General features: G+C 62.5%; 20 protein-coding genes, 1 pseudogene and 1 riboswitch (1 of these 22 only partly in view). Of the genes and pseudogenes, 6 read left to right on the forward strand and 15 right to left on the reverse strand.

Features of this window, described 5'->3' with window-relative positions; translation table 11 throughout:
* Positions 1-840, reverse strand: the 5' portion of a protein-coding gene (gene lgt / locus CYA_RS05105) for a prolipoprotein diacylglyceryl transferase (RefSeq protein ID WP_011429964.1). It extends 15 nt beyond the left edge of the window; only the first 840 of its 855 coding nucleotides appear in the window; it begins with the start codon at positions 838-840; its stop codon lies beyond the left edge, outside the window.
* 253 nt (positions 841-1,093) lie between these two features.
* Here lgt and recA point away from each other — a divergent pair, with 253 nt between their 5' ends.
* Positions 1,094-2,218 carry a recombinase RecA gene (recA, locus tag CYA_RS05110; RefSeq protein WP_049749737.1) on the forward strand — a complete coding sequence of 375 codons (1,125 nt, stop codon included), beginning with the start codon at positions 1,094-1,096 and terminating at the stop codon, positions 2,216-2,218.
* A 15-nt stretch (positions 2,219-2,233) separates the two neighbouring features.
* On the opposite strand, the gene CYA_RS05115 is transcribed toward recA, so the two are convergent.
* From CYA_RS05115 to CYA_RS14675, 3 genes and pseudogenes are all read right to left on the reverse strand, one after another.
* Positions 2,234-3,046 carry a TrmH family RNA methyltransferase gene (locus CYA_RS05115; protein ID WP_011429966.1) on the reverse strand — a complete coding sequence of 271 codons (813 nt, stop codon included), beginning with the start codon at positions 3,044-3,046 and terminating at the stop codon, positions 2,234-2,236.
* A 33-nt stretch (positions 3,047-3,079) separates the two neighbouring features.
* Positions 3,080-4,426, reverse strand: coding sequence for a 16S rRNA (cytosine(967)-C(5))-methyltransferase (locus CYA_RS05120; RefSeq protein WP_011429967.1), 1,347 nt, complete (start codon positions 4,424-4,426; stop codon positions 3,080-3,082).
* Positions 4,427-4,562: 136 nt separating this feature from the next.
* Positions 4,563-4,694, reverse strand: a pseudogene (locus CYA_RS14675) (IS200/IS605 family transposase); the annotation flags it as partial.
* A gap of 349 nt (positions 4,695-5,043) precedes the next feature.
* Between CYA_RS14675 and CYA_RS15720 the strand changes: the two are divergent.
* A complete protein-coding gene (locus CYA_RS15720; RefSeq protein WP_369781491.1) occupies positions 5,044-5,259 on the forward strand; it encodes a hypothetical protein in 216 nt (71 codons plus the stop codon).
* Between the two features lie 400 nt (positions 5,260-5,659).
* Here CYA_RS15720 and CYA_RS05125 read toward each other — a convergent pair whose 3' ends face one another.
* The 4 genes from CYA_RS05125 to CYA_RS05140 form a co-directional block, all read right to left on the reverse strand.
* Positions 5,660-6,049, reverse strand: a complete 390-nt coding sequence (locus tag CYA_RS05125) for an SOS response-associated peptidase (protein WP_011429968.1) — start codon at positions 6,047-6,049, stop codon at positions 5,660-5,662.
* Positions 6,050-6,084: 35 nt separating this feature from the next.
* Positions 6,085-9,489: a maltose alpha-D-glucosyltransferase gene (treS, locus tag CYA_RS05130; protein ID WP_228375459.1), complete on the reverse strand. Its 3,405-nt coding sequence runs from the start codon at positions 9,487-9,489 to the stop codon at positions 6,085-6,087.
* Positions 9,490-9,733: 244 nt separating this feature from the next.
* The gene (locus CYA_RS05135; RefSeq protein ID WP_011429970.1) at positions 9,734-11,047 is read right to left on the reverse strand and encodes a DNA double-strand break repair nuclease NurA; all 1,314 of its coding nucleotides are present in this window, start codon (positions 11,045-11,047) and stop codon (positions 9,734-9,736) included.
* Complete coding sequence (locus CYA_RS05140; RefSeq protein ID WP_011429971.1) at positions 11,031-11,984, reverse strand: 6-carboxytetrahydropterin synthase; 954 nt, start codon at positions 11,982-11,984, stop codon at positions 11,031-11,033. Before CYA_RS05140 ends, CYA_RS05135 begins: the two co-directional genes overlap by 17 nt.
* A gap of 202 nt (positions 11,985-12,186) precedes the next feature.
* Here CYA_RS05140 and CYA_RS05145 point away from each other — a divergent pair, with 202 nt between their 5' ends.
* From CYA_RS05145 to CYA_RS05155, 3 genes are read left to right on the forward strand one after another with little or no spacing between them, the layout of a single operon-like run.
* The gene (locus CYA_RS05145) at positions 12,187-13,482 is read left to right on the forward strand and encodes a homoserine dehydrogenase (protein WP_041438218.1); all 1,296 of its coding nucleotides are present in this window, start codon (positions 12,187-12,189) and stop codon (positions 13,480-13,482) included.
* Between the two features lie 39 nt (positions 13,483-13,521).
* A complete protein-coding gene (hemG, locus tag CYA_RS05150) occupies positions 13,522-14,991 on the forward strand; it encodes a protoporphyrinogen oxidase (protein WP_228375460.1) in 1,470 nt (489 codons plus the stop codon).
* Between the two features lie 16 nt (positions 14,992-15,007).
* Positions 15,008-16,036, forward strand: a complete 1,029-nt coding sequence (locus CYA_RS05155; protein ID WP_041438220.1) for a DUF3326 domain-containing protein — start codon at positions 15,008-15,010, stop codon at positions 16,034-16,036.
* Here the strand turns inward: CYA_RS05155 and CYA_RS05160 are convergent.
* The 7 genes from CYA_RS05160 to CYA_RS05190 form a co-directional block, all read right to left on the reverse strand.
* A complete protein-coding gene (locus tag CYA_RS05160; protein WP_228375461.1) occupies positions 16,033-16,506 on the reverse strand; it encodes an MAPEG family protein in 474 nt (157 codons plus the stop codon). The two genes, CYA_RS05155 and CYA_RS05160, sit on opposite strands and share 4 nt — an antisense overlap.
* A gap of 56 nt (positions 16,507-16,562) precedes the next feature.
* Positions 16,563-18,599 carry an ArsA family ATPase gene (locus CYA_RS05165; RefSeq protein ID WP_228375462.1) on the reverse strand — a complete coding sequence of 679 codons (2,037 nt, stop codon included), beginning with the start codon at positions 18,597-18,599 and terminating at the stop codon, positions 16,563-16,565.
* Positions 18,600-18,647: 48 nt separating this feature from the next.
* Positions 18,648-19,301 (reverse strand): hypothetical protein, encoded by a 654-nt coding sequence (locus CYA_RS05170; protein WP_011429977.1) that lies wholly within the window; start codon positions 19,299-19,301, stop codon positions 18,648-18,650.
* Between the two features lie 3 nt (positions 19,302-19,304).
* Positions 19,305-20,174: a (2Fe-2S) ferredoxin domain-containing protein gene (locus CYA_RS05175; protein WP_011429978.1), complete on the reverse strand. Its 870-nt coding sequence runs from the start codon at positions 20,172-20,174 to the stop codon at positions 19,305-19,307.
* Between the two features lie 9 nt (positions 20,175-20,183).
* A complete protein-coding gene (locus CYA_RS05180) occupies positions 20,184-20,600 on the reverse strand; it encodes a DUF1636 domain-containing protein (protein WP_011429979.1) in 417 nt (138 codons plus the stop codon).
* A 97-nt stretch (positions 20,601-20,697) separates the two neighbouring features.
* The gene (locus CYA_RS05185; RefSeq protein ID WP_011429980.1) at positions 20,698-22,641 is read right to left on the reverse strand and encodes a TonB-dependent receptor; all 1,944 of its coding nucleotides are present in this window, start codon (positions 22,639-22,641) and stop codon (positions 20,698-20,700) included.
* 39 nt (positions 22,642-22,680) lie between these two features.
* A riboswitch (cobalamin riboswitch) is annotated at positions 22,681-22,822 on the reverse strand.
* 91 nt (positions 22,823-22,913) lie between these two features.
* Positions 22,914-24,704 (reverse strand): DUF1565 domain-containing protein, encoded by a 1,791-nt coding sequence (locus CYA_RS05190; RefSeq protein ID WP_228375463.1) that lies wholly within the window; start codon positions 24,702-24,704, stop codon positions 22,914-22,916.
* A gap of 163 nt (positions 24,705-24,867) precedes the next feature.
* Between CYA_RS05190 and CYA_RS05195 the strand changes: the two genes are divergently transcribed.
* Positions 24,868-26,085: a pentapeptide repeat-containing protein gene (locus CYA_RS05195; protein ID WP_011429982.1), complete on the forward strand. Its 1,218-nt coding sequence runs from the start codon at positions 24,868-24,870 to the stop codon at positions 26,083-26,085.
* Positions 26,086-26,209: the final 124 nt, after the last annotated feature.

Here is a 26,209-nt window from a genome sequence, read left to right on the forward strand (position 1 = left end):
GGGGTGCTCAGGGGCAGGGATCCCTGTCGAGAGAGCGGGTGAGGGCCTCACTGGGCTCAGGTGAGCAGAAGCACGTCTTTGAGCGGTCAGCATCAGGGCCAGGCCAGCTCCGATGAGCAGTAGGCTCACCCCCTGGGCCACCCGCAGGGGCCCCAGCATGAGGCTGTCGGCGCGCAGCCCCTCGATCCAGAAGCGTCCAAGACTATACCCCAGCAGGTAGAGGCCCAGGAGGCTACCGGGCGGAGGCTGGCGCCGATAGTTCAAAAAGAGCAGGATCCCGAAGAGGCCGAGGTTCCAGAGGGATTCGTACAAAAAAGTGGGATGCACGCGGGATCCGTCGGGGAGCTGCAGTTGGATCCACAGAGAACTAGCCGGAGACAAAGCCTTTCCATAGGCCTCGTTGTTGAAGAAGTTGCCCCAGCGACCGATGCTCTGGCCAAGGCTGAGGGAAGGAACGATGCAATCGGCCAGCAGCCAGAAGTTGAGCCGATGCCGGTGGGCAAACAGGTAAAGCGCTGCAGTGCCCCCGAGCAAAGCGCCATGGATGGCCATTCCCCCCTGCCAGAGGGCCAGGACTTTCCACCAAGGGCCATCTCGATATCGCTCCCACTCAAAAGCCACGTAGTAAAAACGGGCAAGGGGCAGGGATCCCACCACCAGCCACGGCAGCAGATCGGACATGGAATTGGGGGGAAGACCGCGCCGTGCCGCCAGGTGGCGAGCTAGAAACAGGCCCAAAACGGTTGCTAAGCCGATCAGCAGGCCATACCAGCGTAGGCTGAATGGCCCCCAGCTAAACACAATTGGACCGGGGGATCGCAACACCAGGGTCGTGAACACGGCAGTATTCCTAAACCGGTCTTTCTAGCTCACTCTACCTGTTCTGCGACCCTCACCCCCAACCCCTCTCCCTCAGGGAGCGGCCCTCACCCCCAGCCCCTCTCCCTCAGGGAGAGGGGAGCTTGGAACCGAGGCAAGGTACGAGCTGACTGCAATTGGAGGGAGATCAAGGGATCCGCTGGGGGCAACAAGGCGACAATGTTAGAATGCAGGCTTGATTTTCCACCGCGACTCCTGGGGGAGGGTGCTGGTTATGGCCCGCAAAGCTGCCGACGTGAACAACGGCGACGACTTGGACAAGTTGAAGTCGGAGAAACGCAAAGCTCTGGATCAGGTGTTGGGCCAGATCGAGCGCAATTTTGGCAAAGGGGCGATCATGCGCCTGGGAGATGCGGCCCAGATGCGGGTGGAGACCATACCCAGCGGCGCTATCACCCTCGACTTGGCCATGGGCGGTGGCTACCCCAAGGGGCGAATCATCGAAGTCTTCGGGCCGGAATCTTCTGGGAAAACCTCGGTTGCTCTGCACGCCATCGCTGAGGTGCAAAAACGAGGGGGAACGGCTGCTTTTGTGGATGCCGAGCACGCGCTGGATCCCGCCTACGCGGCGGCTTTGGGGGTAGATATCCAGAATCTGCTCATCTCCCAGCCGGACACGGGGGAGGCCGCCCTGGAGATTGTCGATCAACTGGTGCGCTCTGCTGCTGTGGACATTGTGGTGGTGGACTCGGTGGCAGCGTTGGTTCCCCGCGCCGAGATCGAGGGGGATATGGGAGACGCCCATGTGGGGTTACAGGCCCGCCTGATGAGCCAAGCGCTGCGCAAGATTGCCGGCAACGTCAGCAAAACCGGGTCAATTGTTCTGTTCCTCAACCAGTTGCGCTCCAAAATCGGCGGCATCGGCTACGGCCTCCAGGAAACCACCACTGGCGGCAATGCCCTCAAGTTCTATGCGTCGGTGCGGCTGGATATTCGCCGCGTGCAAACTCTGAAGAAAGGTGCTGAAGAATACGGGATCCGGGCGCGGGTCAAGGTGGTGAAAAACAAAGTTGCTCCCCCATTCCGGCGGGCAGAATTCGACATCATCTTCGGCCAGGGCATCTCCAACATCGGCTGCATTGTCGATCTGGCCGAGGAGATGGGCATTCTCAAACGACGCGGTTCCTGGTACAGCTACAAAGAGGAAAATGTGGCCCAAGGGAGAGACAATCTGGTCGTTTACCTGAAAGAAAAGCCGGAGATCCTGGCGGAGGTGGAAGCGGCTGTGCGGGAAAAACTTTCTGCAGGGGTAACGGTTTCTGCCAGCCGACCGGGGGGGATAGAGGAGGGAGAGCAGGAAGAGGTTGAGGCCCCCATCTTTGCAGATGAGGAGTTTTGAAACGAGGGCGGCTCTTCAAGCTGTGCCTCTCAACTGGGCTCGCTGCTGGCGCAAAGCTTCGTAGAGCAGCAATCCCCCGGTCATGGCCACGTTGAGGGACTCGACGCCAGCAGCCATCGGGATCCGCACCTGGGCATCGGCCAGTTGGATCGTCGATTCCTGCAGGCCAGCCCCTTCGTTGCCCAAGAGAAAAAGGGTTGGCCGAGTGAGGTCGTGATCCCAGTAACAGGTGGCCAGAGGGGCGAGGGTGGCGGCCAAAACTTGGATCCCTTGGCGACGACAGGACTGGATCCAGGCGGGCAAGTCAGAGAGAACCTGAGGCGGGCGGCGAAACCACTGGCCGGCGGAGGCCCGCAGGACTTTGGGGTTTTCCGGATCGACGCTGTCTGCGCTTAGCCAGAGGCCATCGGCTCCGGTGGCCGCCACGACGCGGATCAGGGATCCCAAATTACCTGGATCTTGCAGCGTTTCGACCACCAAGCCCAGGCGCAGCGCCTCTGGGGGAGGGGAGGCGATTTGCCGGCTAACGGCCACAGCTACAACCCCTTCCGGAGACTCGGTCGTAGAGAGGGCCGCCATCACTTCCAAGCTGACGGCCTGCCGCCGCAGATGCTTGGGCAGGCTGGCCAACAAGCGGGGGTGACGCTCAGCCCAGTCGAAGGTGTAGCAGACAGCTCGCAGAGGCCAGCCGACCCCCAGCGCCTCTTCGAGGAGGTGGGATCCCTCGACCAGGAAGGCGCCCTGTTCTCGCCGGCCTTTGCTGCGGTGCAACTGCCGCAACTGTCGGATCCAAGGGTTTTTGGGGCTGGTGAGCAGCTCAGAAGCCATGCGGAGGAAGAGGAGAGATGGGGCGGGGAAGGCTTAATCGCGGCGACGCAACCGTTGGATAAAAAATCCATCCCGATCCTGGCGATGAGGCCAGATGAGCAGGGGATCCCCTTCGGCAGCCCAGTGGGGATGCCGGTTCAGAAAAGACTGGATGACTGCCTCGTTTTCGGCAGGATGCAGGGTGCAGGTGGCGTACACCAACAGTCCGCCCGGCTTGAGCCACCGGGCTGCCACCTGCAGAAGCTGAGCTTGCAGATGGGCCAGCTCTTGAATCTGGGCGGGGGTTTGCCGCCAGCGGGCGTCGGCGTGGCGGTGCAGGGTGCCCAAGCCGGAGCAGGGGGCATCCAACAACACTCGGTCGGCGCTCTGCCACGGGGGCAGGGGTGCAGGAGGTTCGGCAGCGGCGTCCAGGGAGAGCAGGTCGATGGCCAGGGGACGGATCGAGCTCAAGCCCAAGCGCTGCACATTTTCCTCTAGGCGGCGCAGGCGGTGGGGATGGCGGTCCAGGGCCCAGATCTCGCCGCGATCCTGCATCTGCTCGGCCATATGCGTGGTCTTGCCGCCCGGAGCGGCGCAGCAGTCGATGACTCGCTCTCCCGGCTGGGGATCCAGATAGTGCACCACCTGCTGGGCGCTGGCATCCTGAACGCTCCACCAGCCTTGGGCAAAGCCGGGCAGGGCCGTGATGTCGCCGGCATGTTGTCCCAGGCGCAGGGCGCCCGGCACCTCAGGGATGGGTGAGGCAGGGATCCCCGCTTCTGCCAAGGCTTGGATGACTTTGTCCACATCCGCCCGCAGCGGGTTGACCCGCAGATCCAGGTGGGGCGGCTGGTTGAACCAGGCGCACAACTGCTCGGTCTCGGCTGGTCCCAGGCGCTCCCACCAGAGGCGCACCAGCCAATCGGGAAAGCTATGCCGGATCCCCAAGGCCTGAATCGGGTCAGTGGGCAGAGTGTCCTGCAAGGGCTTGAGGGGATCCTTTTCCGCCCCATCCAACGCTTGCCGCTGGTAGGCGCGCAAGATGCCGTTGACTACCCCCGTCAGGGATCCCAGGCCCACCTGGCGGGCCAGCTCCACGCTGGTGTGAATGGCGGCCCTGGGCGGGATGTGATCCAGAAAAGCCAGTTGGTAGAAGCCAAGGTAGAGAATCAGCCGCAAATCGAGCGGTTGCTGGTGGGCGGGGCGCCGGGCAAAGCAGTCGATCAGGGCATCAAGGGTGCGGCGACGGCGGGTAATCCCATACACCAACTCGCTGACCAGGTGGCAGTCGGCAGGGATCAGGCGGCTATGGGCCAACAAGTGTTCTAGCACCACGTCGGCATAGGCGTTGTGCCGCTCGATCTTCTGCAGAGCCAAGAGGGCCAGTTGACGCGCGTTCATGGCCGCTCCAAAAAAGATCAGGTTGCTTCCCGACACAAAAGGATAGCTTGGTAGCCCCGCACTTGAGTGAGCGCCGGAAAAGCCCGCTAGCCACTTTAGTCGCTTACCCATGATGGGGGTCGTTGATATAGTTTCATAGCTCAAACAACCTGTTCCTGACTTCTCCCACCAACACCTTTTTCCTTCTCTTTGGCCAAAAAATGAGATGAACAACCGCTAGCCCCACACCATGGTTGTAGTGATTGTACCGTTGACTTTCCTCTCGCACTATCGCTTGCCCATGTCAGACTGCGGTTGTCATGCCGCTTGCCAACAATGATGAAGTACGGCTGTCAGCAGGTTCGAGTCAGGAACAGGAAGCTAGTCCCCCTATTAGAATACTTGTGTCAACAGTCTAATAAGCAACTGTGCTCTGTACTATGCGAGACAAGTCTATTTCAAAACGAAGCGATGGGCAAGCTATGGTGCGCTTTGCGCTGAGATGGGGAGAACCCAAAACAAGCACTTCATCGCAATGTATGTCTCCGCCGCACAACAGACGTGTAAGTCTGTAGCTGGAGTGGGTCTATGCCAAGCCTGCCCAGCCCAAATCACTGGATCCGAGAAAAGCTCTAGCAATTGACCACGGAGTCAACAACTGGCTTACGTGCGTTAGCAACTTAGGACATAGCTTCATCATTGATGGCCGCAAAGTCAAGTCCTTTAACCAGTGGCACAACAAGGAGCTGGCTAGGCTCAAGACTCACAAGCCGCAGGGGTTTTGGTTGCAAAAGCTTGACCGAATTACGGAAACCGGAGAATGCGGTCCACAAAGCTGCGCGCAAGGTCATTGACTTCTGTTTGCACCACTCAATTGGGAGAATCCTCTTCGGTTGGAACAAAGAACAAAAACAAGAATGCGGTTTTAACCAAAACTTTGTTTTCGTCCCAACAGGTCGGTTCAAGGAGCGTATTGCGCAATTATGTCAGCATTATGGCGTTGAGTTTATTGAGGTAGAGGAGGCGTAAAGATCGCAGGCAAGCTTCCTAGATGGAGATGAGCTACCTAATTATGGTGAAAAACCCGACGGGTGGAGACCCTCTGGAAAGCGTGTCAAGCGGGGCCTGTACCAAACGGCAAAGGGGTGGTTGGTCAAGGCTGAGGCAAATGCTGCCGCCAATCTGCTTAAGAAAGTCAGCAGAACCTTGGGGCTTTGCGTGAAGGAACTGTCTAGAGGCGCTTTGACAACGCCGTTACGGGTTCTTTTGTGGGCTGCGTAAGAATCCCCTGGGTGGGAGTGTCAACAGTCGCTCCACTAGGTAAAACCAGTAGGGTTGCCTCCCCTGCTTGCCCCGGCCGACCCACTCATAGAAGCCATCTGCCGGGATCAGGAGGCGGCGGCGGCAAAAGGCCTGGCGGAAAGAGGGTTTTTCGGCCACCGTCTCGGCGCGGGCATTGATCCACCCAGCCTGGGGAGCTTGGCTCCACCTAGGGATCAAGCCCCAGCGGAAATGGACTGCCTGACGCTGCAGGGATCCCGCCACCACCGCCAGCACCGGCTGAGAAGGGGCGATGTTGTCGCGGGGCTGGAGCGACTGCCCCCCTCTCGATTGGAAAATGCTGCTGCAGCCGTTCGGGGGCAACTGCCAGGCTAAACCGTCCGCACATCTGGGATCCCTCAGACCTTGGTGGAAATGCCCAGCAACTGCAGGATCCCCCGCAGCGGGATCTCCACCCACTCGGGGCGGTGGTTGAGCTCGTAGCCCAGCTCGTAGATGGCCTTCTCCAGCAGGTAGGCCTCGAGCAGCACTTCCAGCTCCTGCGGGCTGCGGGGCAGAAAAGCCCCTTGAGAAGCCACCTGCAGATATTCGGCCAAGAAGGCGGCGCAGACCCAGCGGTGCCAAAACTGGGCCCAGCGCATCATGTCAGGGCACTTGTCCCCGCAAACCAGCCCGCTTTCCAATTGCTGGCGCAAGCCGGTGTGGACGGCGTAGTGGAAAGAGCGCAGCATTCCCGCCACATCCCGCAGGGGGCAGCGTTTGAGGCGGCGCTCTCCTAGCGACCGGGCCGGCTCCCCTTCAAAGTCGATGATGACAAAGTCCTTGCCGGTAAACAGCACCTGGCCCAGGTGGTAATCCCCATGGCAGCGGGTGCGCAAAGCCGTGATCTTCCGCTCCAGGATGAGGCGGAAGCGGCTCATGATCCCCCCTTCTTGGTCGCGAACGGTGCGGGCCAACTTAGCCTCCAGTTCGGGCAGCTTGGGGATCTGCTTGTTGAGCAGCGGAAACACCTGCCCCACCAAATTGCGCATCGATTGATAGATGGAGCGCTGGTAGAGACTGGAGAAGGGCTCGGGGGCAAAGTCCTTGTTCTCGGTGTCGGCGGCCAAGGCAAAGTGCAGCTCGGCGGTGCGCTTGGCCAAGATCCGCACCGACTCCAGGTAGCTGCCGATGGTGGCGTAGGCCAGCTCCGGCAAGGGAAGGTGCGAGAGTTCCAGAAAGGATCCCCGCGGCACGGGCACCGCTTCCGCCTCTGCGTGATGAACCAGCACCGTCTCGAAAAACTGCCCCAGGCTGTCCAGCGTGTAGTGCCAGGCATCCCCCTCGTTGGGGATGTACTCCTGCAAGATGGCCAACGTGATGGGCTGATCGCCGGGATCAAAGCCCCGCGCCCCACGGCGGCGGCGATACTCCAGGGATCCCAACAGCCGCGGCACCCGCACCTGGGGATGGTGCTCCAGCAGATAGCGGCCGATCTCCAGCTCTGGATTTACCCCCTCGGCCACCTTGCGGTAGAACTTGAGGATGTACTGGCTGCCGTAGACCACCGAGGTGTTGCTCTGCTCCGCCTTGAGGATGCGGGGTTCCAGGCCGAGGTGGTACTCAAAAGGGGCAAAGGTGGTGGCCCACAGCTCCCCTGAGGAGTGGCGCAGACGGCCCTGCTGGGCGATGATCTGCAGCGGCAACGACAAAAAGCTTTTATCGGCCAGGGCGTCGAACAGCACGCCCGGCGGCTCCCCAGCCACTTGCACAGGGACAATCGCCGCCTGGGGCGCCTCTACGCGCAGGTGCATGGCCGCCTCCTGGATGGCATAGCCCACGGGTAAAGAGTAGAGTTCTGCCTCCCCCTCGGTAAACTCGACCTGCAAAAGCAAAATCTGGCCCCGAAAGGGGGGATCCCCTTCCCGGTTACAGGGAATGGCATCCAAGATCTGGGCCGACTGGATCTGGCGGGCTTTGGAGCCGAACCAACGGCAGCGGTAGAGGTAGTCGCCCAGCACCGCCTCCACCTGCTTTTGGCTTTCCCCCTGGAAGAGGCTTTCCCAACTGCCGTTTTGAACCAGCAGGGTGGGCAGGCGATCCAACTCTTCTGGCTTGCTGTGGCTGGGGTGGATCCGCTCCGTTTGTCGCTGCGGCTCGAGGGAAAACCAGTAGAAGGAGTGGGGGCCCAGGGTCAGGAAATAGGGCAGTTGGCCGATGGGAGGAAACGGCGTGCGCCCGAAGATCTCCACCGGGATCAGCCCCTCCCAGTGGGCCAAGTCCAGCTCCACAAACTGCGCGTAGCGGGAGAGGTTGGCCACCACCAGGATGCGCTCGTCGCCGTAGGCCCGCATAAAGGCCAGCACCTTGCGGTTTTCCGGGTGCAGCAGCTCAAAAGAGCCCCGGCCAAAGGCTTGGAAGCGCTTGCGCACCGCGATCATCCGTTTCATCGTCCACCACAGGGAATAGGGGTTGTTCCGCTGCGCTTCCACGTTGACGGTTTCGTAGTGGTACTCGGCGTCGATGACGATGGGCAGGTAGAGCTTCTGCGGGTTAGCCCGAGAGAAGCCGGCGTTGCGGTCGGCGCTCCACTGCATCGGCGTGCGCACGCTGTTGCGATCCCCTAAGTAGATGTTGTCCCCCATGCCGATCTCGTCGCCGTAGTAGATGACCGGCGTGCCGGGCAGAGAAAACAGCAGGCTGTTCATCAGCTCGATGCGGCGGCGGCTGTTGCCCAGCAGGGGCGCCAAGCGGCGGCGGATGCCCAGATTGACCCGCGCGTTGGGATCCTTGGCGTACACCTGGTACATGTAGTCGCGCTCCTCGTCAGTGACCATCTCCAGGGTGAGCTCGTCGTGGTTGCGCAGGAAGATGGCCCACTGGCAGGTTTCGGGAATGGGGGGAGTCTGCTGCAGGATGTCGATGATGGGGAAGCGATCCTCCATCTGGATGGCCATGAACAGCCGCGGCATCAGGGGGAAGTGAAAGTCCATGTGGCACTCGTCCCCGTCGCCGAAGTAGGCCACAGCATCTTCCGGCCACTGGTTGGCTTCTGCCAGCAGCATGCGGTTGGGATATCTTTCGTCAATGTATTTGCGTAGGGCCTTAAGGAAGGCGTGGGTTTCCGGCAGGTTCTCGCAGTTGGTTCCCTCCCGCTCGTATAGGTAGGGCACGGCGTCCAGCCGCAGGCCGTCCACCCCCATGCTCAACCAAAAGTCCACCACCTCGAAGATGGCCTTCTGCACGGCGGGGTTGTCGTAGTTGAGATCCGGCTGGTGGGAGTAGAAGCGATGCCAGTAGTAGGCCTTGGCCACCGGATCCCAGGCCCAGTTGGAGGTTTCAAAGTCTTGAAAGATGATGCGGGCCTCTTTGTACTTTTCCGGGGTGTCGCTCCAGACGTAGAAGTCCCGCTCAGGGGTGCCGGGGGCGGCGCGCCGAGCCCGCTGAAACCAGGGATGCTGATCGGAGGTGTGGTTGAGGATCAGCTCGATGATGACGCGGATCCCGCGTTGGTGGGCGGCATCTAGAAAGATTTTAAAGTCCTCTAGGGTGCCCAGCGCGGGGTTAACGTTGGTAAAATCAGAAACATCATAGCCATCATCCCGCAGCGGGGAAGGGAAAAAGGGCAGCAGCCAGATGGCCGTGATGCCCAGATCCTGCAAATAGTCCAGCTTTTCGGTCAAACCCTGGAAGTCGCCCACGCCATCGCCATCACTGTCGAAAAAGGCGCGCACCGGTAGCTCGTAGATGATCGCGTCTTTGTACCAGAGGGGGTTGTAGGTTAAGGGAGAGACGAGGCTGCGCAGAGGGGCTTGGCTCATCATATCGGCAACAGAGACAGGATTTGGACACCTTGGCAACCCTAACCGTTGAACAGGGATCCCCTCAATAGGCTGCAGCCTTTTCTGGGGTGCCAGGGATCCCGGTAGGCGATGCGGTTTTGGGTCTGACAGGGTGATTTTAACCCCTCACCGCCAGCCCCTCTCCCAGGGGGAGCCCTCACCCCCAGCCCCTCTCCCTGAGGGAGAGGGGAGGTAGGGAGGAAGGGTTTTGCAGCACTGGCACCAATTAGGCGATGCCGGTTCGCTTCTGGGCTTCCTTACGGGAGACGGCTACATGGCGCAGGCCGGCGCGGATCAGCTCCTGCTCGATCAAGGCGAAGAAGCGCTGCCGATCCCCGCTGCGCACCACGGCCAGATGGTGGGCTTCCGCCAGGGCGATGGGGTAGCCAAAGCCCTTTTGCACCTGGCTTAGCACTCCGGCCAGGGCCCGCTGCAGCAACTCGGCGTCTTGAGCCACCCAGGCGGGAAACTCTAGCCGGGCGATCTCCGGCAGGGATCCCTCCCCAGGGTTTGCGCCGACATTCAAGTAACAGCAGTGGATGTGGTGTTCCCCAAAAGTCTCCAAGACGCTGGCGCCACTGCGCCAGAGGGGGCTGCGCTCTCCCGGCTGCAGCAGGGATCCCCAAAAAACGCGATCTGCTAGGGGGGCAAAGGGCTGGCAGGGGGGAGTTTTCTCGCCGGCGCAGTAGCGATAGCAGTCGCAGCCCAGGTAGGGACACAACCCCAGGCGCAGATAGTTGAGGGTTTCGCTGCTGCGGGAAGCGCTGATGTAGCCCACCAGGGGGATGCGAGCTGCCCGCAACTGCTCCAGAGTTGCCAGGATGGGATCCAGCCAGGGACGCTGGGCTGGCTTGGGCAGCGGCTCCAGCCCCCAGGGGATGAGGGATCCATCCAGCAGCGCTAGCACGGGGCGACTCCTAGGCAGCGGCAGGGCCAATTGGGCCAGCTCCTCCAGCTCTGCCTGAGCCCGCCGCAAAGCCAGCACCGCTTCGGCATCCAACGCAATCTCCCCCCCCTCCCCGCGATCTTCTTCCCCAAGGCCTACGGCCTGCCTACGCGATCGGCTGGGTCGGTGGCGAAGAGGGTGGAGGGCTGTTCCTGGAAGAGAGTTGGATCGCTCAGGTTGAGCAAAGGGCTCCTGCCCGTAGATCAGCAGGGGCTGGCTGTCCAGCAGCGGCCACTCTTGCGTGCCGTAGTGGAGAGCCACCCGCCCGATGTTGATGAGCGAGCAGTAGGCAATCTCGTGGTGGCTGGGCAGGATCTGGGAGCCGTCGGTGGCCACCACCGTGTGCGGCCCCTGCAAGGGCTCGACTTTGGGCAGGGATCCCCAGGTTTCCGGCGGCTCGGCGGGGCTGGCGCAGGTAAAGGCGAGATGGGAGCTCCACTCCGCCCAGCGCGACTGCCAGGTTTGGGGTTCTCGCTGCAGGCGGGCAAACTCCTGCAAGGCCAGGCGCAGACGCTCTTGGTTGGCCTTCGACTCCTGCTGCAGGTGGCGGGCAAAGGCGGGAATCTGCCCGCTCAGCTTAACCAGATCCAGCATAGGCGGCTGGCTCAGCCCTGCCGGCGGCCAGGGGCTCCACTTCGGAGGGATCCCTCTTGCCCTCGCTCGCGGGGTATGTGGTGGCAGCGGTAGCTGCGCCCAGCTCCTCTAGCGGAAACTCCCCGTAGACTTCGCTGCTGTTGTTGGGGCTCTCTTGCAGGCGAACCCGATGCAGTTGCACCCCCAGCTCGCGCAGGGGCAAAGTCAGCAGCCGCTGGACGTAGAGGGCGATGTTTTCGGCGGTGGGCACCACCTGGGCAAAGTAGGGGACGTCTTTGTTCAAGAAAGTGTGATCCAGGGGCTTCACCACCTGCTCCTCAATCACCCGCTGCAGAGCTGCCAAATCCACGATCATCCCTGTGCGCGGGTCGATGGATCCCTTGACGGTAATCTCCAGGCCGTAGTTGTGGCCGTGGCCGTGGGGGCGAGCGCAGAGGCCGTAGATGGCAGTGTTCTCTTCCAGGCTGAGGTGATCGAGGGCCAAGCGGTGGGCGGCGCTAAAGTGGGTGGCAACGGTCAAATAGGCTTGCATCGCTTCTCCTCGGTATTCGGCCCAAAGCTGGGGATCTTCGTAGAGGCGCACACTGCTGAGCGGCAGCGCGTCGGCTAGGCGCTGCCAGATGGTGTAGGCAATGAACTCGGTGGTGGGCAGGGTTTGGGCAAACTCTGGCCAGACTTGGTTGAGGTAGGCGAAGTTCAGTTCTTGAATCACCCGCTCCCGAATTACCTGCTTGACCTGGGAGAGGTTGAGCACCATGCCGTACTCGTCTACCTCCCCCGTCAGGCCCACCTCCAGCACGTAGTTGTGGCCGTGGCCGGGAAAGCGGGCGTGGGAGCCGAAGCGGGCCAGGTTCTCAGCTTCGGAGAGCTCCGGCAGCCAGTAGCGGTGGCTGGCGGCAAAGTGGGCGCGGCGGTAGATGGTACAGGTTCTGGACATGAGGGCTATGAGAGAAAGGGATCCCTCCTTCAGCATAAACTCCAAACCAGCACTGCCCCTGCGGCGAGGGATCCCTGCGCCTGGCTCGGCGCGCCTTCCTCCTGAAGCCCTTGGGGATGGATGGCCAAAATCTCGCCCTAGGGGGCCAAGAGTGTGTCAACCTGGTAAAGGTAAGAAAGTCTTTGGGCCCGAGGGAGCGGCTGTGGTCTATCGGGTTGGGCTATTGGGGCTGGGTACGGTCGGCACGGGCGTGGTCGAGATTCTACAGCGCCCTCCTCACCCCCTCTTGCAGGCAGTTGAGATTGCGGCGGTGGGGGTGCGCTCCCTGGACAAGCCGCGGCAGGTGGCGATCCCGCCCGAGCGCCTGACCACGAACCTAGAGGGGATTGTGTCGGATCCCGAAATTGACGCGGTGATTGAGCTCATGGGCGGCTTGGAGCCGGCCCGCAGCCTGATCCTAAAGGCCATCGACCACGGCAAGCCGGTGATCACAGCCAACAAGGCGGTCATTGCCCGCTATGGCGAGGAGATTTTCCAGGCTGCCGCCCAGGCCAGGGTGGCGGTGTTGCTGGAGGCAGCGGTGGGGGGTGGGATCCCCATCATCCAGGCTTTGCAACAGTCGCTGCGGGCTAGCCACATCCAGGCGGTCTGGGGCATCGTCAACGGCACCACCAATTTCATCCTCAGCCAGATGACCCAGGAGGGCAGCTCCTTTGCCGAAGCGCTGGCCCAGGCCCAGGCCCGCGGCTACGCCGAGGCGGATCCCAGCGCCGATGTGGAAGGATGGGATGCGGCGGACAAGATCGCCATTCTGGCCAGCCTGGCTTTTGGGGTGTCGGTACCGCGACAGGCCATCCCCTGCGAAGGGATCGGCAGCATCAGCTCCACCGACATCCGCTACGCCCGCGAGTGGGGCTATACTTTTAAGCTTTTGGCCATCGCCCAAAGGGCCGAGGGGCAGGGAGGTGAACCAACCCTGGATATTCGCGTCCACCCCGCCCTGCTGCCGGTTACCCACCCGCTGGCCAACATCCACGGGGTGGACAACGCCGTCTGGGTGCAAGGGGATCCCTTGGGGCAAGTGGTGCTCTCAGGGCCAGGGGCGGGCCGGGGGCCAACCGCCAGCGCGGTGGTCGGGGATCTGCTCACCCTGCTTGCCCACCTGCAGACAGGGGCCCATCTCCCCAATCCTCTGTGGGGATTGCCTGCCTCTCCCCCTATTGCCTCGCTGCTGCCGCTGGCGGAGGTGCAGTCGGAGTTCTATGTGCGGGTGTTGGCCCAAGACCGGCCAGGGGTGATGGGGGCCATCGGCACCTGCTTTGGCCGCCATGGGGTAAGCCTGGAGAGCATCACCCAAAAGGAGTGCCACCAGGAGTTGGCGGAGATTGTGATCCTCACCCACAGCGTGCGCGAGGCCGACTGCCGCCAGGCGCTGGCCGAGATCCAGCAGCTTCCCCAGGTGGCCGAGATCCCCAGCCTATTTCGCGTACTGCGCTAACGAAGATTGGCCCCCCGGACGTGATGGAGGAAAAACACCTTGGAAGCGGCAGTGAATCCTGCAACTCCTGAACCCCTTAACGCGGAGGTGGTGGTCATTGGGGCGGGCATCAGCGGCCTGACGCTGGCCTGGCGCCTGCAGCAGGGTTTATCGGCTAGGGGGGGATCCCCTCAAGCGGTGCTCCTGGCGGAGGCCAGCTCCCGCGTCGGCGGCTGCATTTCCACCCAGTCCAAAGACGGCTACCGCTGGGAGGAAGGCCCCAATAGCTTTACCCCCACCCCTGCCCTGCTCAACCTCATTGCTGAGGTGGGCCTGACCGACCAACTGGTGCTGGCCGATGCCAAGCTGCCCCGCTACATCTACTGGGAAGGAGCGCTGTTGCCGGTGCCTCTGAGCCCCGCGGCAGCCCTGGGATCACGGCTGCTCAGCGTGGGCGGCAAGCTGCGGGCTCTGCAGGGCCTGCTGGGGTTTGTCCCGCCGCCGCCAGGGCACGAGGAAACCGTGCGGCAGTTTTTCCGGCGACAACTGGGATCCGAAGTGGCCGAGCGCCTGGTGGAGCCCTTTACCTCGGGGGTTTATGCGGGGGATCCGGATCAGCTCAGCGCCGTGGCGGCTTTCCCTCGCGTGGCGGGCCTGGAGGAGCGCTATGGCAGCCTCTTTGCCGGCGCCCTGCAGGCTCTGCGCCAAAGACCCCAGCCTTCTCCTGCGGCCATCCAACCCCCGCCCAAACGGGGCCAACTGGGCAATCTGAGGCAGGGGCTGCAGCAGTTGCCAGAGGCCCTAGCCCAAAAGCTGGGCGACAGCCTGCGGCTGGGTTGGCGAGCGCTGCAGCTGAAGCGGGCGGGAGAGCTCTACTGGGTGGGCTTTGAGACCCCAGAGGGATCCCGCTGGGTGGCTGCCCGCCAGGTGGTGCTGGCCCTCCCCGCCTACGAGGCTGCCGCGCTGCTACAGGAGCTCAACCCCCCGGCCAGCCAGCTCTTGGCCGAGATCCTCTATCCGCCGGTGGCGGTGGTGGCTCTGGCCTATCCCCAAGAGGCCCTGCCCCAGCCGCTGCGGGGCTTTGGCCACCTCATCCCCCGTTCCCAGGGCCTGCGCACCCTGGGCACGATCTGGGCCTCCTGCCTTTTTCCAGAGCGGGCTCCCCAGGGCTACCACAGCTTCCTCAGCTTCCTGGGCGGCGCCACCGATGCGGCCTTGGCCCGCCGGCGGGGGATCCCGCCCATCCCTGCGCTGTCTCCTGAGGAGCGAGCGCAAATTGCCCACGCCGAGCTTAGCCAGGTTCTGCTCACCCGCCGCGCCGAGCCCGTCTACCTGGGCGAACGTCTCTGGCCCCGCGCCATCCCCCAGTACACCCTTGGCCACCGGCAACGCATAGCCCAGGTGCAGGCCCACCTGGCCTCCCAGACGCCAGGGATCTGGGTATGCGCCAACTACCTCGATGGCGTGGCCCTGGGCGATTGCGTGCGGCGGGCCGAGGCGCTGGCGCAGCAGCTGTTGTCCCAGGTCTAGTCCTCCCAAGTGGCCAATGGGTCGCCCCTACACGGCGCTGCTTTTGGTTCCCACGGGCATTGGGGCCCGCGTGGGTGGCTTTGCCGGCGATGCCCTGCCGGTGGCCCGCGCCTTGGCCGCTGCAGTCGACTGCCTCATCACCCATCCCAATGTGCTCAACGGCGCCACCCTGTTTTGGCCGATGGGGAATGTGCTCTACGTGGAAGGGTACGGCCTGGATCGCTTCTGTGCCGGGGAGTGGTTCCTCAGGCCGGTGCGGCAAAACCGCGTCGGGGTGGTGCTGGATGCCGGGATCCCAGAAGACTTGCGCCAACGCCACCTGCAGGTTTTGCAGGCCGCCCAGGCCACGCTGGGGCTGGACATCGGCCCCTTGCGCTTGACTCCTCGACCCCTGGGCGTTGCCGTCAGCTTCTCCCCTGCCGGGGCCAGCCAGGGATCCCTAGAGGATCCCGAGGCGCTCCTGGAGGCCGCCCGCGAGCTGCTCTGCGCGGGAGCCGAGGCCCTTGCCGTGGTGGCCCGCTTCCCCGACGATCTGGACTTCAGCCGGTACGAGCAGGGGCAGGGGGTCGATCCCCTGGCTGGGGCCGAGGCCATCCTCAGCCACCTGGTGGTGCGGGAGCTGGGGATCCCTTGTGCCCACGCTCCTGCCTTCTACCCTGATCCTGACCCTAAGCCGGTTCACCCCCGGGCTGCCGCTGAAGAGGTGGGGTTTACCTTCCTGCCCTCGGTTTTGGCGGGGCTGAGCTATGCCCCCCAGTTTGTCAAGAGGGGGGATCCTCCCCAGCCGGGCGACCTGACGGCCGAGCAGGTGGATAGCGTCATTGCCCCGGCCACTGCCTTTGGCGGCCCCGGCCTGCTCTACCTAGCTAGCCGCCCCCGCCCGCCCCTGTTTATCGCCGTCGAAGAGAACGCCACGGTGATGCAGGTCCACCCTCGCCAGTTGGGGATCCCCCATTTGGCAGTTAGCTCCTACCTAGAGGCCATTGGCGTGGTGGTGGCCCACCGGGCTGGGGTGGCCCTGTCTTCCCTGCAACTGCCCGGCTAGGCCAGGTTCTGGCCCAGAAACGGCAACAGGCCAATGAGCAGCAGGCCCAGCGTGGCCAGCGACCCGACCAAGAAGGAGAGGGAGCGCCCGATAGGAATGTCGCCAATGTAGAAGAAGTTGTAGAGCAGCCGCGCCAGCAAGAAAACGCCGCAGAGCAGGGCCACCCCTTCGTCGCCGCTGAGCCCAAACAGCCAGGGATCCGGGTGGGGGCCGGTGACGTAGGCTACTAGAGCTGAGGGCGCAAAGGTGCCCAGGGCCTCGAAGCCATTGGCGTGGGCCCAGGTAGCCCGCTGGCCGTAGGGAGGCAGCCGGTCGAACATCGCCCGCGGCGCATGGGGATCGTAGCCGACGCGGGCGCGGGCATAGCCCACCACGCCCATAGGCAGGTACACCAACAGGATGGCCGCTGCGATGGAGAACAGAGGAATGGCTTGCAGGGGGAGGTTGAACACCATAGGCAAAAGCAGCAAGGTGAGGGGGAAAAGCCGCACTGGCACCTTTTCCAGGCTAGCGGCTCTGCCAGGCGCTAGGTGGAGGTTTCTGGCAACATCGGGCTAGAGGAAGCCAGCAGGTAAGCCCCGATGGCCTCTAAGCTGGGTGGGTGCAGAAAAGGGACGGTGACAATGGCCTGCTGGGGAAAGCGCTGGGGCAACTGGGCCAGGATGGCCTGGTGGCGGCGCCGAAGAGCTGCACCAAAGGGGGTGGAATCCTCCGGCCACACGCGGTTGAGAACGGCATAGGGATGAGGGATCCCCAGGGCATCCAGTTCTGCCAGAAGGCGCTCAGTTTCCGCCAGAACTGCCTGTTCGGGGTTGAAGACGGGGATAAAGCTAGCAAACTGGGGATCCCGCAGCCGCTGCCGGAGCTGCCGCACCTGGGCCAAGAGATCCCGCAGCCGCTGCGCCCATTCTGGCCGGCCCACCACGTCGCGGTACTTTAGCCACAGCTTGAGGGCCAGGCTTACCCAGCCTTCCAGGGCCTGCGGCATCTGCAAAAAGCGCAGGAGATGGCCGGTGGGGGCTGTATCCACCACCACCAGGTTGAACTGGCCGCTGGCCTCCTGCTCCAGCACCGTCAGCAGGGCCATCACCTCGTCCAGGCCCGGTGGAGCCATCTGCAAAAGCTGCCGCCAGGCCTGGGGGTCGTACTGAACCTCCACCCCCGCCGTCCCTTCGCCGGCCAAGATGGCCGCCACCTCTTCCAGGTACTCCTGCCGGAAGCGCTCCAGCACTGCCGCCGCCTCGATCTCCTGCCCCAGCAAATTGGGCAGCAGCGGCAGCGGATCTTGCCCCAATTTCACCCCGAACAGATCCCCCAGCGAGTGGGCCGGGTCGATGGAGACCAGCAAGAGCTGCCGGTCGGGATGGCGTTGGGCCAAGTTCCAGGCCAGCGCCCCGGCCACCGTGGTCTTGCCTACCCCGCCTTTGCCTCCCACCAGCAGCAGGCGGATCCCTTGGGCCAAAAAATCTGGCAGGGCCACCCTTGGGGGGGAGGGGATCCCGCCGACAGGCTCCCCTGGGCTAGCGGGAATCTCTTCCAACTGCAGCAGCACCTCTGGCAAGGGACGAAGCTGCTGCACCAGCTTGTCCAGGGCCGCCGGCCCAATGGGCTCCTCCAGTTGATAGGGACAAACCCAGATGGGATAGCCAGGCAGCTCCTCTTGGAGCGCTTTTAGCCAGCGCCGCTGTTCCTGCTGGCGGGCCAGGTAGAGGGGGGACGGCGGGATCCCAGACGACGCTCTCCCGCTGGCTCCCAACAACACCTGGTTGACCAACAGGCCGCCAATGGGCACCCGGCGGCTTTGCAGTTGTTGACAAAAGCGGCGCGTCTCCGCCACGCTCAACGGCTCCGGGATCAGCACCAGCCAGGCGGCAGTGCTCTCCGGGTCGGTGAGGCGGGCTTTGCCCCCCTCCAGCTCGCTCTGCAAGCGGGCCAGGAAGGCGTCGGCCTCATCCGGTCGATAGGCGCCCGTGAGGGATTGGACAACCTCGCGGTGCTTGGCCTGGAAGGTGGCAAACACCGCCAGCAAATTGTCGAGAAAGTCGGGCAGTTCCAACAGCCGCAGGGTGTGGCCGGTGGGGGCGGTATCCAGGATAACTGTATCCACCTCTTGGCCCGCCAGCAGCCGGTTGACCTCTAAGATGGCCATCAGCTCGTCCACCCCCGGCCAGTCCAGATCCCAAAGGGGCAGGAGATCTTCCTTGGCCAGCCAACTGCCCCGCTCGGCAATCAGCTCCAGAGCCGGGCCGTAGGTCTGCTTGAAATCCTGCAGCAACACCTCGGCCTGGAGAGCCCGCACCTGCAAGTTGGGCCAATCCGGCAGGGGCTGGGGAACGTCGGCCACCGGGATCCCCAGCACATCCCCCAGGGAGTGGGCCGGATCGGTGGACAGGAGCAGCAGACGGCGCTCTGGTTGCGCCTGGGCCAGGTGACGGGCCAGGGCACAGGTGAGGGTGGTTTTGCCTACGCCCCCCTTGCCGCTAAACAGCAGCAGACGCTGGCAAGGAGAAAGGAGAGACAGGCGGAAAGCGCTCCCGCCACAATCGAGTTGAGCAGGCTGCAAAGGGATCCCTTCTGGCACAGGTCACCCCCATTGTGGCCTGGATCTCCCTTAGGGATGCTCCAGATCAGCGAAGTTTCCCCTCTCCCACCACAACCGGCGTCCTCTGTCCCACGCCAGCAGCGCGTGGATCCCAAGCCAAAATCCCGTCCACAGCCAGTTGTCCAGCCAGATCTTGGCCAAGATGGGCAGGGTCAAGCCCTCCGTTCCGCCCAGAACCAGGCCGGCTGCCAAGATCAGCCCTTCAAAAGCAAGGAACCCTAGGATCAGCATGGCTGGGATCCAAAGATAGTTCAGCAGCAATTGCCTTGGCCTAATAGGTTTGGACTGAGAAAACAGAGGTCGGTAGCCGGCAGCAAAAGCGACCCCCACCGTGCCGATCCCCAAGACCAACCCCCAAGCAAAAGAATCAGGTGTACGGGGATAGTTGTGCCAGGTGTAGCCAAAGATTTGGTTGGCCAGCCAAATCATCGAAGCGCTAATAATTGCCCTTTGGCGAGTTAACGTGGTGCCCGCGATGATGCCAACAGTTACAAAAGGAAGCGTGCAGGTATAGGCAATGTTGCTCAGGCAGCCGATGGTGGTAAATAGGCTGGGCCAAAATCGACCTTGGGCTAGATCTCGGCTGGCTTGGATCCAAATTACTTCTGGGATCCCGCGGCGAGGCTTGGGGATGGACTGGACAAGAGCTTGTAGGCTAACCATAGGCTAATCTCCAGGAAAAAGGTGAGCTTTCAAGGGGCAGTTCTTTAGCAGATGCTCCTGGACAATTTGCCGCGCTACTTGGGGGGTAACCCGCTTGTACCAGGTGCGATCTCCGGAGTAAAAAACCACCGGCCCTTGTTGACAGACTTCTAGGCATCCGGAAGTAATGACCTGAATATCCAAATTGGCTTCCCGCAGGGCCGATTGCAGAGCTTCCACAACGGGCTGATAGTGGCGAGAAGGATAGCAGCGGCTGGAACGGCAAACCGCCAAATAGGGCCGCTTGAGGGGGTTATCTTCATACGGGATCCGCTCTTTTCCCTCGACGTAAATGGCCCGCAGGCGTTCATAAAGGGAGAGCTTCTGATAGTCGGCTTTGCCTTCGGGCAGGTAGTCTTCTCCTGGCCCCAAAAAGGGACTGGGCAAAAAGATCTGCAGCAGCGATTCCTCTGCTCCGTTCCAAAATTGGATCCCCCATTGGCGAGGCTGGCCCTGCGGATTGAGGCGGCGATAGAGGGCGGCGCGGCCGACCAATCTTTTGCGGCGCAGCTCAGGTGGAGTTCTGCTGTAGGGGCCGCCCTGGTGCTCTTCTAGACACAGGTGCAAATGCCAAGTTTCGGTGGCCACGGTCAAATAGCCGTCGTAGAGCACACAGAGAGCAGGGGGATCCTTGAAGGCCGCCTCCAGCACTCCTCCCTCCACCACCTGGCCCACTTGGATCTCGGCCCAGCGCTCCTGAAAGAGCTCATAGAGCAATGGCCCAAGACAGTCGATGTGAGCCGGGATCCCTTCGTAAACGGTTGTCCAGCCGGTGGGGGAAACCTCTTGCCAAGTCTGGTTTAAGGGCGTGATCCAGGGACTGAAAGCGGCCATAGGTTGCTCCTATTGGATTGGCGGAATGCGGGCAATCACCCCCTTTTTGATGGGGCGCTCTGCCCAGGGCAGGATCCCATCGGGCTTTGTCAAATACAGCTCCGCCGTTTGTAAGATTGGCTCTACATCTTTTGGATCGAGATCGCCAAAGACATAGGTCATCTTCCCCGGGGCTGCTAGGGCAATCACGCAGGCATGGCTGCAGCCGCTCATACAGGCAACTGGCTTCAGGTGCAATTGGGAATTGAGCACTTGCGATTGCAAGGCGGCCAGGAGCATTTCTCCTTTGCTAGTCCCTTCTTTTTGGCCGTTCACCCAGCGAGATCCGCAGGTGGTGCAGATCCAGAGGTAATGTTCGGCCTCAGCTTGAGCCGAAGTTGTCGATGGAGAAAAGTTAGGAGATAGAGAGTTGGTTGAGATCGCCATAAGTTGCATCCAAACTAAACCGTAAAGCAGACAATCAACTTGGAAAGTTCTCGCTAAAAGTGGTCAGCCGGAGAGTTAAAAACAGCCTGGGATATCGCTAAAATTGCCCCCGCAAGTTCACCCTCAGCGTGCGGCCAACTCCGGGATAGCCGGGGAAAACTTCATACTGCTCATCCAGCAGGTTGTCGATCCCCAACTCTAGGCTCAGGGCCTCAGCCAACGGGATCCCGCCGCGCAGAGCCACGGTGGTGTAGCCTGGCAGGGATTCCGTATTGGCATTGTTGGTAAAAAAGCTCCCAATGTGATGGACCAAAATCGAGCCGTACCAGCCCTGCTCGTGGCGGTAGCTTAGGCCTAGATTGAAGCTATCGGCTCCTACAAAGGCTAGCTCTTTGCCAACTGTGGCCGGGTTAAGGGCAGCGCGGATGATGGGATCATTGAGGGTATAGTTGGCAAAAAGCGTCCAGTTTTCCCCCAAACGCAAATCTAAAGCCGCTTCCAGGCCGGTATATTCGACCAGCCCGATATTTTCATAGGTTCCCCGGCGCGGCCCAAGGCTGACAAAGGTGATGCCATCGCGGATGCGGTTGTGGGCAAAAGTTAAGCGCAGCAGGCCAAAATCTCCCAAGGTTTGATCCAGGCCGATGTCCAAGCTCTCCCCTCGCTCTGGGCGGAGATTGGGGTTGCCATCCACTTCAAAAAAGCCGCGCAGCCGGAAGAACAATTCCGAGATCAAGGGAGTGCGAAAGCTGCCGGCGTAGCTGGCCCTCAAGGTAGTTCCCTCGGCAACTGCCCACCGGATCCCCACAGCCGGCGAGGTGGCCGAGCCGTTGGCCAAACTGCTGAAGTCCTGACGGATGCCCAGGTCGAGGTGGAACTGGGGATCCGGGCTGTAGTCCAGGCGGGCAAACAGGGCCCCCTGGTTAACCGTATCGTCGTAGTTGATATTGGCAGAACCCCTGGCAAAAGAAAAAGTCGTATTGCGGGCTGAGATAGAGCGATAATCTGCCCCCAAAACTCCCTCTAGGTTTTCGCCGGCCTGCCAAGCATATTGAAGCTGGGATCCCCAGCCATTGCGCAAGATGACGTCGCGGGATCCCTGGCTTTGCGGAGCGCTGAAGCGGTAGTTGAGATCGTCCAAAAAGACTCTTGCCTGCAGGGATCCTGTTTCCTGAGTCCACAGCCAACTGAGATCCAGCAGCAGATCGTTGGTGTTTTGCTCTGCGTCGGGAGAGGGAAACTCTACACTACCGGGCACGCGAAAGGCTTTGTTGAGGTAGAGGGCGTTGGCTGTTAGGACTTGATCTTCGGCCAGTTGCCAGGTGAGCTTGGCCTGCAAGTTGTGGTACTCCACCGCCGAGTTTTCCCGCCTGCCTGACTTGCCCAGCCGCTCAATGGCAAAGGGAAAGTCGTTGTTACTTTGCAGACGGCGATAGCTGAGCACCCAGCCCAGATCCTGGGCTTGGCCGCGACTTTGGATCCCTTGCTCATTGAGACCGTAGCTGCCGACCGCCGCTTCCAGCACCGTCTCCGTTTCTGGCTGCGGCTCCACCGTGACGATGTTGATCACGCCGCCAACGGCGTCTGAGCCGTACAGGGTAGAGCCGCCGCCGGGGGAGACTTCAATTCGCTCGACGACATCGGTGGTGATTTGCGAGAGGTCAAACCCCCCGAAAAAACCCAGATCGTTGAGAGGGCGGCCATCCAAGAGCACCAATACCTGCGCCGTTCGCGCCCCTCGCATGAATTGAGAGCTAAGAGCTCCCAACTGAGTTCCCGCTGTGCCATCGCTGAGGATCCCGGGCAAGTAGCGCAGGGCTTCCTGCACCGTCCTTGCCCCTTGCTGGCGCATCTGCTGGCGGGTGATGACATAGACTGGGCGGGAAGACTCTCGCAGCAGGCCGGGACGGCGAAACGGGGTGGTGACGGGTTGATTCAAAATCTCGGCGCTGAGGCCGGTATCCAAGATTGCCTGCCCCCAGGCCGGGATCCCCAAACTCAAGATCCCCAGCCCAAGGCTGAGACATACAGTTACTTTCATCCGGTTGCTCCTGCTTCCGTGCGACGCGGAAGGGCTAAGCTTTGAGCCAAAGCCGCAGGCGGGCATCCTGACTGAGGGCCTCAGCCCATCACAGTTGCGGCACAGCGCCGGATTTGCACCGGACTTTCCCCATTGCTTGCCCTGGCTGATCCCCAGGACAACCTGACGGCACGGCTTTCCTCCCCATTGCTCTGGAAAAAGCCGTGCTAGGCATCATACATTCCCTGCTGGGGAGTTCCTATCCTGCCGGGGGGGATCCCTGGGCAGTGAGGTCAACGGAAGATCATCTCCGCCACCGCGTCAAAGCCGGCGTCCAACAGCCGATCCAAGACTGACTGGGCCTGGCTGCGGCTGTCGTAGAGGCCGGCCTGCAGCACCCTCCTGCCGTTGAACACGGTCTCCACCGCTTCGGGGACGAGCTGCCGCAGCCGCTGCAAATCGTCGCTGCCCTTGGGGGTCACCAGCACACGAAAGCGGGTGGCCGACTCTGCTGGGGCTACCGCCGGTTCTGGAGCCGCGGCAACGGGAACAGGGGGGGTTGTTGGGCTGCTGCCCGCTTGTCGGCGAGCCGGGGGTGGCAGGAGGGTAGTAATATCCGTGAGAGGAGCCACAGATTGCTGGCGGACGGGAGTGGCAGGAGCAGGCTCAACCGGTTGGGCAGGCGTGGTGGAGCCATCGGGGGTGAAGGGGACGGCAACAAACTCCTGGGGTTGAGCGCCTGCCGGCTGAGGGGGGGCACTGGGCAAAATGCGCCCTCCCGATCCCGCTGCAGGAGGGGGAACGGGGGCAGTCGATTGGGGCACCGTCACCACCGGCAAGGTGGGAGAGGCCGCCGCCGGCTGGGGATCCCTGCTGGGAGCCGGAGGCTCGGCCTGCGGAGGTGTGGGCAGCGTCAAGCCGCCTGCCGCAATGGGTGGCGGGGCGTTGCTGGGCAGCGCAGCCACCGTGGTCTGGCCGGCCAGATCCAGCTCCCCTTTGGTTTTGCCGGCCAGTTGGTTGCCATTGGCGTTGAGGCGCAGGCCGCGGGTGGCGTTGTGGATGTCGTACTGGCCGTTCCCCTCAAAGATGTTGTTGCCGGGATCCGAAGCCGTGCCCAAATCTGGCTGGGCGGTGGTGATAGCTGTCAGGCCAGTCTCCAGGTTGCGGGCAATGAGATTGTTGCGCAGGATGGGACGGGCGCTGCCGCCGACCACAATGCCGGTGCGGTTTTGCAGGATGCGGTTGTTGCGCACAATCGGCGCCGAGCGCTGGTCGATGGTGAGGCCAAAGCCGGTCTCTTGGAAGAGGTTGTTGACAATGGTGGGCTGGGAGGTGCCCAAGACGGAGATGCCGTTGGCCCCGTTTTTGTAGAAGCGGTTGCCTTCTATCCAGGGGTTGGAGGCGCCGGCGATGAAAATGCCGTCGTGGATGCTGCCCACAAAGCTGTTGTTGAGAATGCGCGGGGAAGCCGATTCTACCCAGAGGGCGTAGCCGCGCCGACCCTGGTTGCGCAGGGTAACCCCCCGCACCTCTGAGCCGGTCTCTGCCAGCAGGGCAACGTTTTGCCGGGCCAAGGTCGGGCTCATGTAGGTGCCGCCGCCATCGATCAGGTAGCCCTCTCCCAAGGTGGACTCGTCCCCGCGCAAGATAAGGCCGGCCTTGAGGCGGATGGGGAAGACTTCGCCGCTTTCTGCGCTGTACACCCCCGGCAGAAGCTGGATGATGCTGCCGGCTGGCGCCCGGCTGATGGCATGGGTGATGGTCTTGAAGGGGTTGTTGCGGGATCCATCCCCTTGGGTATCGCTGCCATTGGCGGCATCCACAAAAATGGCGGGGCGGTCGTCCGGCAGCGGCGGCGCTTGGGGCAGGGCCTGCTTCTCCAAAAGGCCGGTGTCCAGGGAAGTTTGCGCCCAACTGGGATCCCTTCCTGCCGCCAGCAGTAAGCTGGTGCTCAACAGCAAAGAGGTGGCCAGTCGCGTCAGCGTCGCGGAGCCGTGACGCTGCAACCGCAAGTCAGGCAGGACTGCTGTAAATTGGTGTTCGCCGGATTTCTGCAGACGGATGAACGATAAGGAAGAGATCATAGGAGTCATCCCCACACCAGGCTGGGCCAGAGAAGGAAGGAGGGTCGAGGCTATCCTACCAAACCTGACAGGCAGGATCCTGCCCTCTTCCCCAACTCCAAATACGGACTGACGCGGGCTTCTTTTTGTAGATCTAACGCTACCCCTAGAGTATACCCTTGCCATGACCGACGAAGCCCTTGCCCGCGAAGGCTCCTCCCAAGAGTTGCCGCTGGCTTCCCTCTCGTCTGGGCGCCCCCTGCTCAACCTGCTGTTGTTGGGGATCCCAGCCCTGCTGCTGCTGCTGGGCCAGTGGGCAGGGCAGCCGGCCCTGGGCTGGGGGGCGGTGCTGGCTTGGCTGGGCCTGGCCGGCTGGTGGGGGCAGCCGCTCTGGGTGCAGATCGGGCGCGACCTCTGGCAGTGGCTGACCACCTGGCCCAGCCTGGGGTGGGCGGCAGCAGCTCTCGGCTTGGCGGTGATGGGAGGATTGGTCTGGAGTGGAGCCTTCTCGGCCCTGGGATCCCTGAGCTGGGAGGCCATCGGGGCTTTGGGCGAGGTGTTCGGGGCTACAGGTCAGATCCTGATCGCCCTCCTGGCCGCCTACATCGCCTGGCGGCAGTACGTCATCTCCCGCGACCTCACCATCCAGCAGAACATCATCACCCAGCAGCAGACCATCGACGCCTACTTCGAGGGCATCTCCAACCTGGTTCTCTCCCCTGACGGGCAGTTGGACGACTGGCCCCTGGAGCGGGCCATTGCGGCCGGGCGCACGGCGGCGCTCCTCAACGGCGTGGATCGCTTTGGCAAAGCCAAGATCCTGCGCTTCCTCTCCACCGCTAACTTGCTTAGCCCCCTGCGCCGCGACGAACACCTGGGCCGGCCCATCCTGGACGGCAAAGGCGGCTACCAGCGGGATCGCCTCAACGGGATCCGGGTGGTGAATCTGGGCACCATGCTGGAAGGGGCCGACCTGCATGGCACCCTGCTGCGGGGGGTGGACTTCAGCGAGGCCAGCCTGGAAAGAGCCAACCTGCGGGATTGCGACCTCAGCCACACCAACCTCTGCGGGGCCAACCTGCGCAATGCCGACCTGCGCGGCGCCGATCTCTACCGCGCCCTCTTGTTTGTGGGATCCCTGCAGACGGCTTCTCCGGCTCAGCCAGGAAAAAAGCCCGATTTTAAAAGCGGGGCCTACGCCGGCGCCATCGTGGCCGGCGCGGACTTTCGCCGGGTGCGTCGCCTTTCCCCCGAACAAAGAGCCTACCTGGCCGCCTGGGGAGCCAAGCTGGATCCTGAGCCCCCGCTTCCCCTCAACTCCTCGGCCAGCCGTTTGGATCCCGGCGGCGAAACCGAGCCCTTACCCCCTCCTGCCGAGCCGCCGGCCTCCCGGAGGCCTTGATCCAGAGCCAATGGCCGGCAAACCTGGGTTCAACGCCAGCGCTGCCATGGTCATGGCAAACAGCCATGAAACAGCTTGTGAGTTGATCCCAGCTCCCCTCTCCCTCTGGGAGAGGGGCTGGGGG

The organism is Synechococcus sp. JA-3-3Ab, from assembly GCF_000013205.1.
GTDB lineage: Bacteria > Cyanobacteriota > Cyanobacteriia > Thermostichales > Thermostichaceae > Thermostichus.

Bases quoted from the DNA above. Each gene is read 5' to 3' on its own strand.
- recA (WP_049749737.1), top strand. From the start codon at position 1,094: ATGGCCCGCAAAGCTGCCGACGTGAACAACGGCGACGACTTGGACAAG.
- CYA_RS05115 (WP_011429966.1), bottom strand. From the start codon at position 3,046: ATGGCTTCTGAGCTGCTCACCAGCCCCAAAAACCCTTGGATCCGACAG.
- CYA_RS05120 (WP_011429967.1), bottom strand. From the start codon at position 4,426: ATGAACGCGCGTCAACTGGCCCTCTTGGCTCTGCAGAAGATCGAGCGG.
- treS (WP_228375459.1), bottom strand. From the start codon at position 9,489: ATGATGAGCCAAGCCCCTCTGCGCAGCCTCGTCTCTCCCTTAACCTAC.
- CYA_RS05135 (WP_011429970.1), bottom strand. From the start codon at position 11,047: ATGCTGGATCTGGTTAAGCTGAGCGGGCAGATTCCCGCCTTTGCCCGC.
- CYA_RS05140 (WP_011429971.1), bottom strand. From the start codon at position 11,984: ATGTCCAGAACCTGTACCATCTACCGCCGCGCCCACTTTGCCGCCAGC.
- CYA_RS05155 (WP_041438220.1), top strand. From the start codon at position 15,008: ATGGGTCGCCCCTACACGGCGCTGCTTTTGGTTCCCACGGGCATTGGG.
- CYA_RS05170 (WP_011429977.1), bottom strand. From the start codon at position 19,301: ATGGTTAGCCTACAAGCTCTTGTCCAGTCCATCCCCAAGCCTCGCCGC.
- CYA_RS05175 (WP_011429978.1), bottom strand. From the start codon at position 20,174: ATGGCCGCTTTCAGTCCCTGGATCACGCCCTTAAACCAGACTTGGCAA.
- CYA_RS05180 (WP_011429979.1), bottom strand. From the start codon at position 20,600: ATGGCGATCTCAACCAACTCTCTATCTCCTAACTTTTCTCCATCGACA.
- CYA_RS05185 (WP_011429980.1), bottom strand. From the start codon at position 22,641: ATGAAAGTAACTGTATGTCTCAGCCTTGGGCTGGGGATCTTGAGTTTG.
- CYA_RS05190 (WP_228375463.1), bottom strand. From the start codon at position 24,704: ATGATCTCTTCCTTATCGTTCATCCGTCTGCAGAAATCCGGCGAACAC.
- CYA_RS05195 (WP_011429982.1), top strand. From the start codon at position 24,868: ATGACCGACGAAGCCCTTGCCCGCGAAGGCTCCTCCCAAGAGTTGCCG.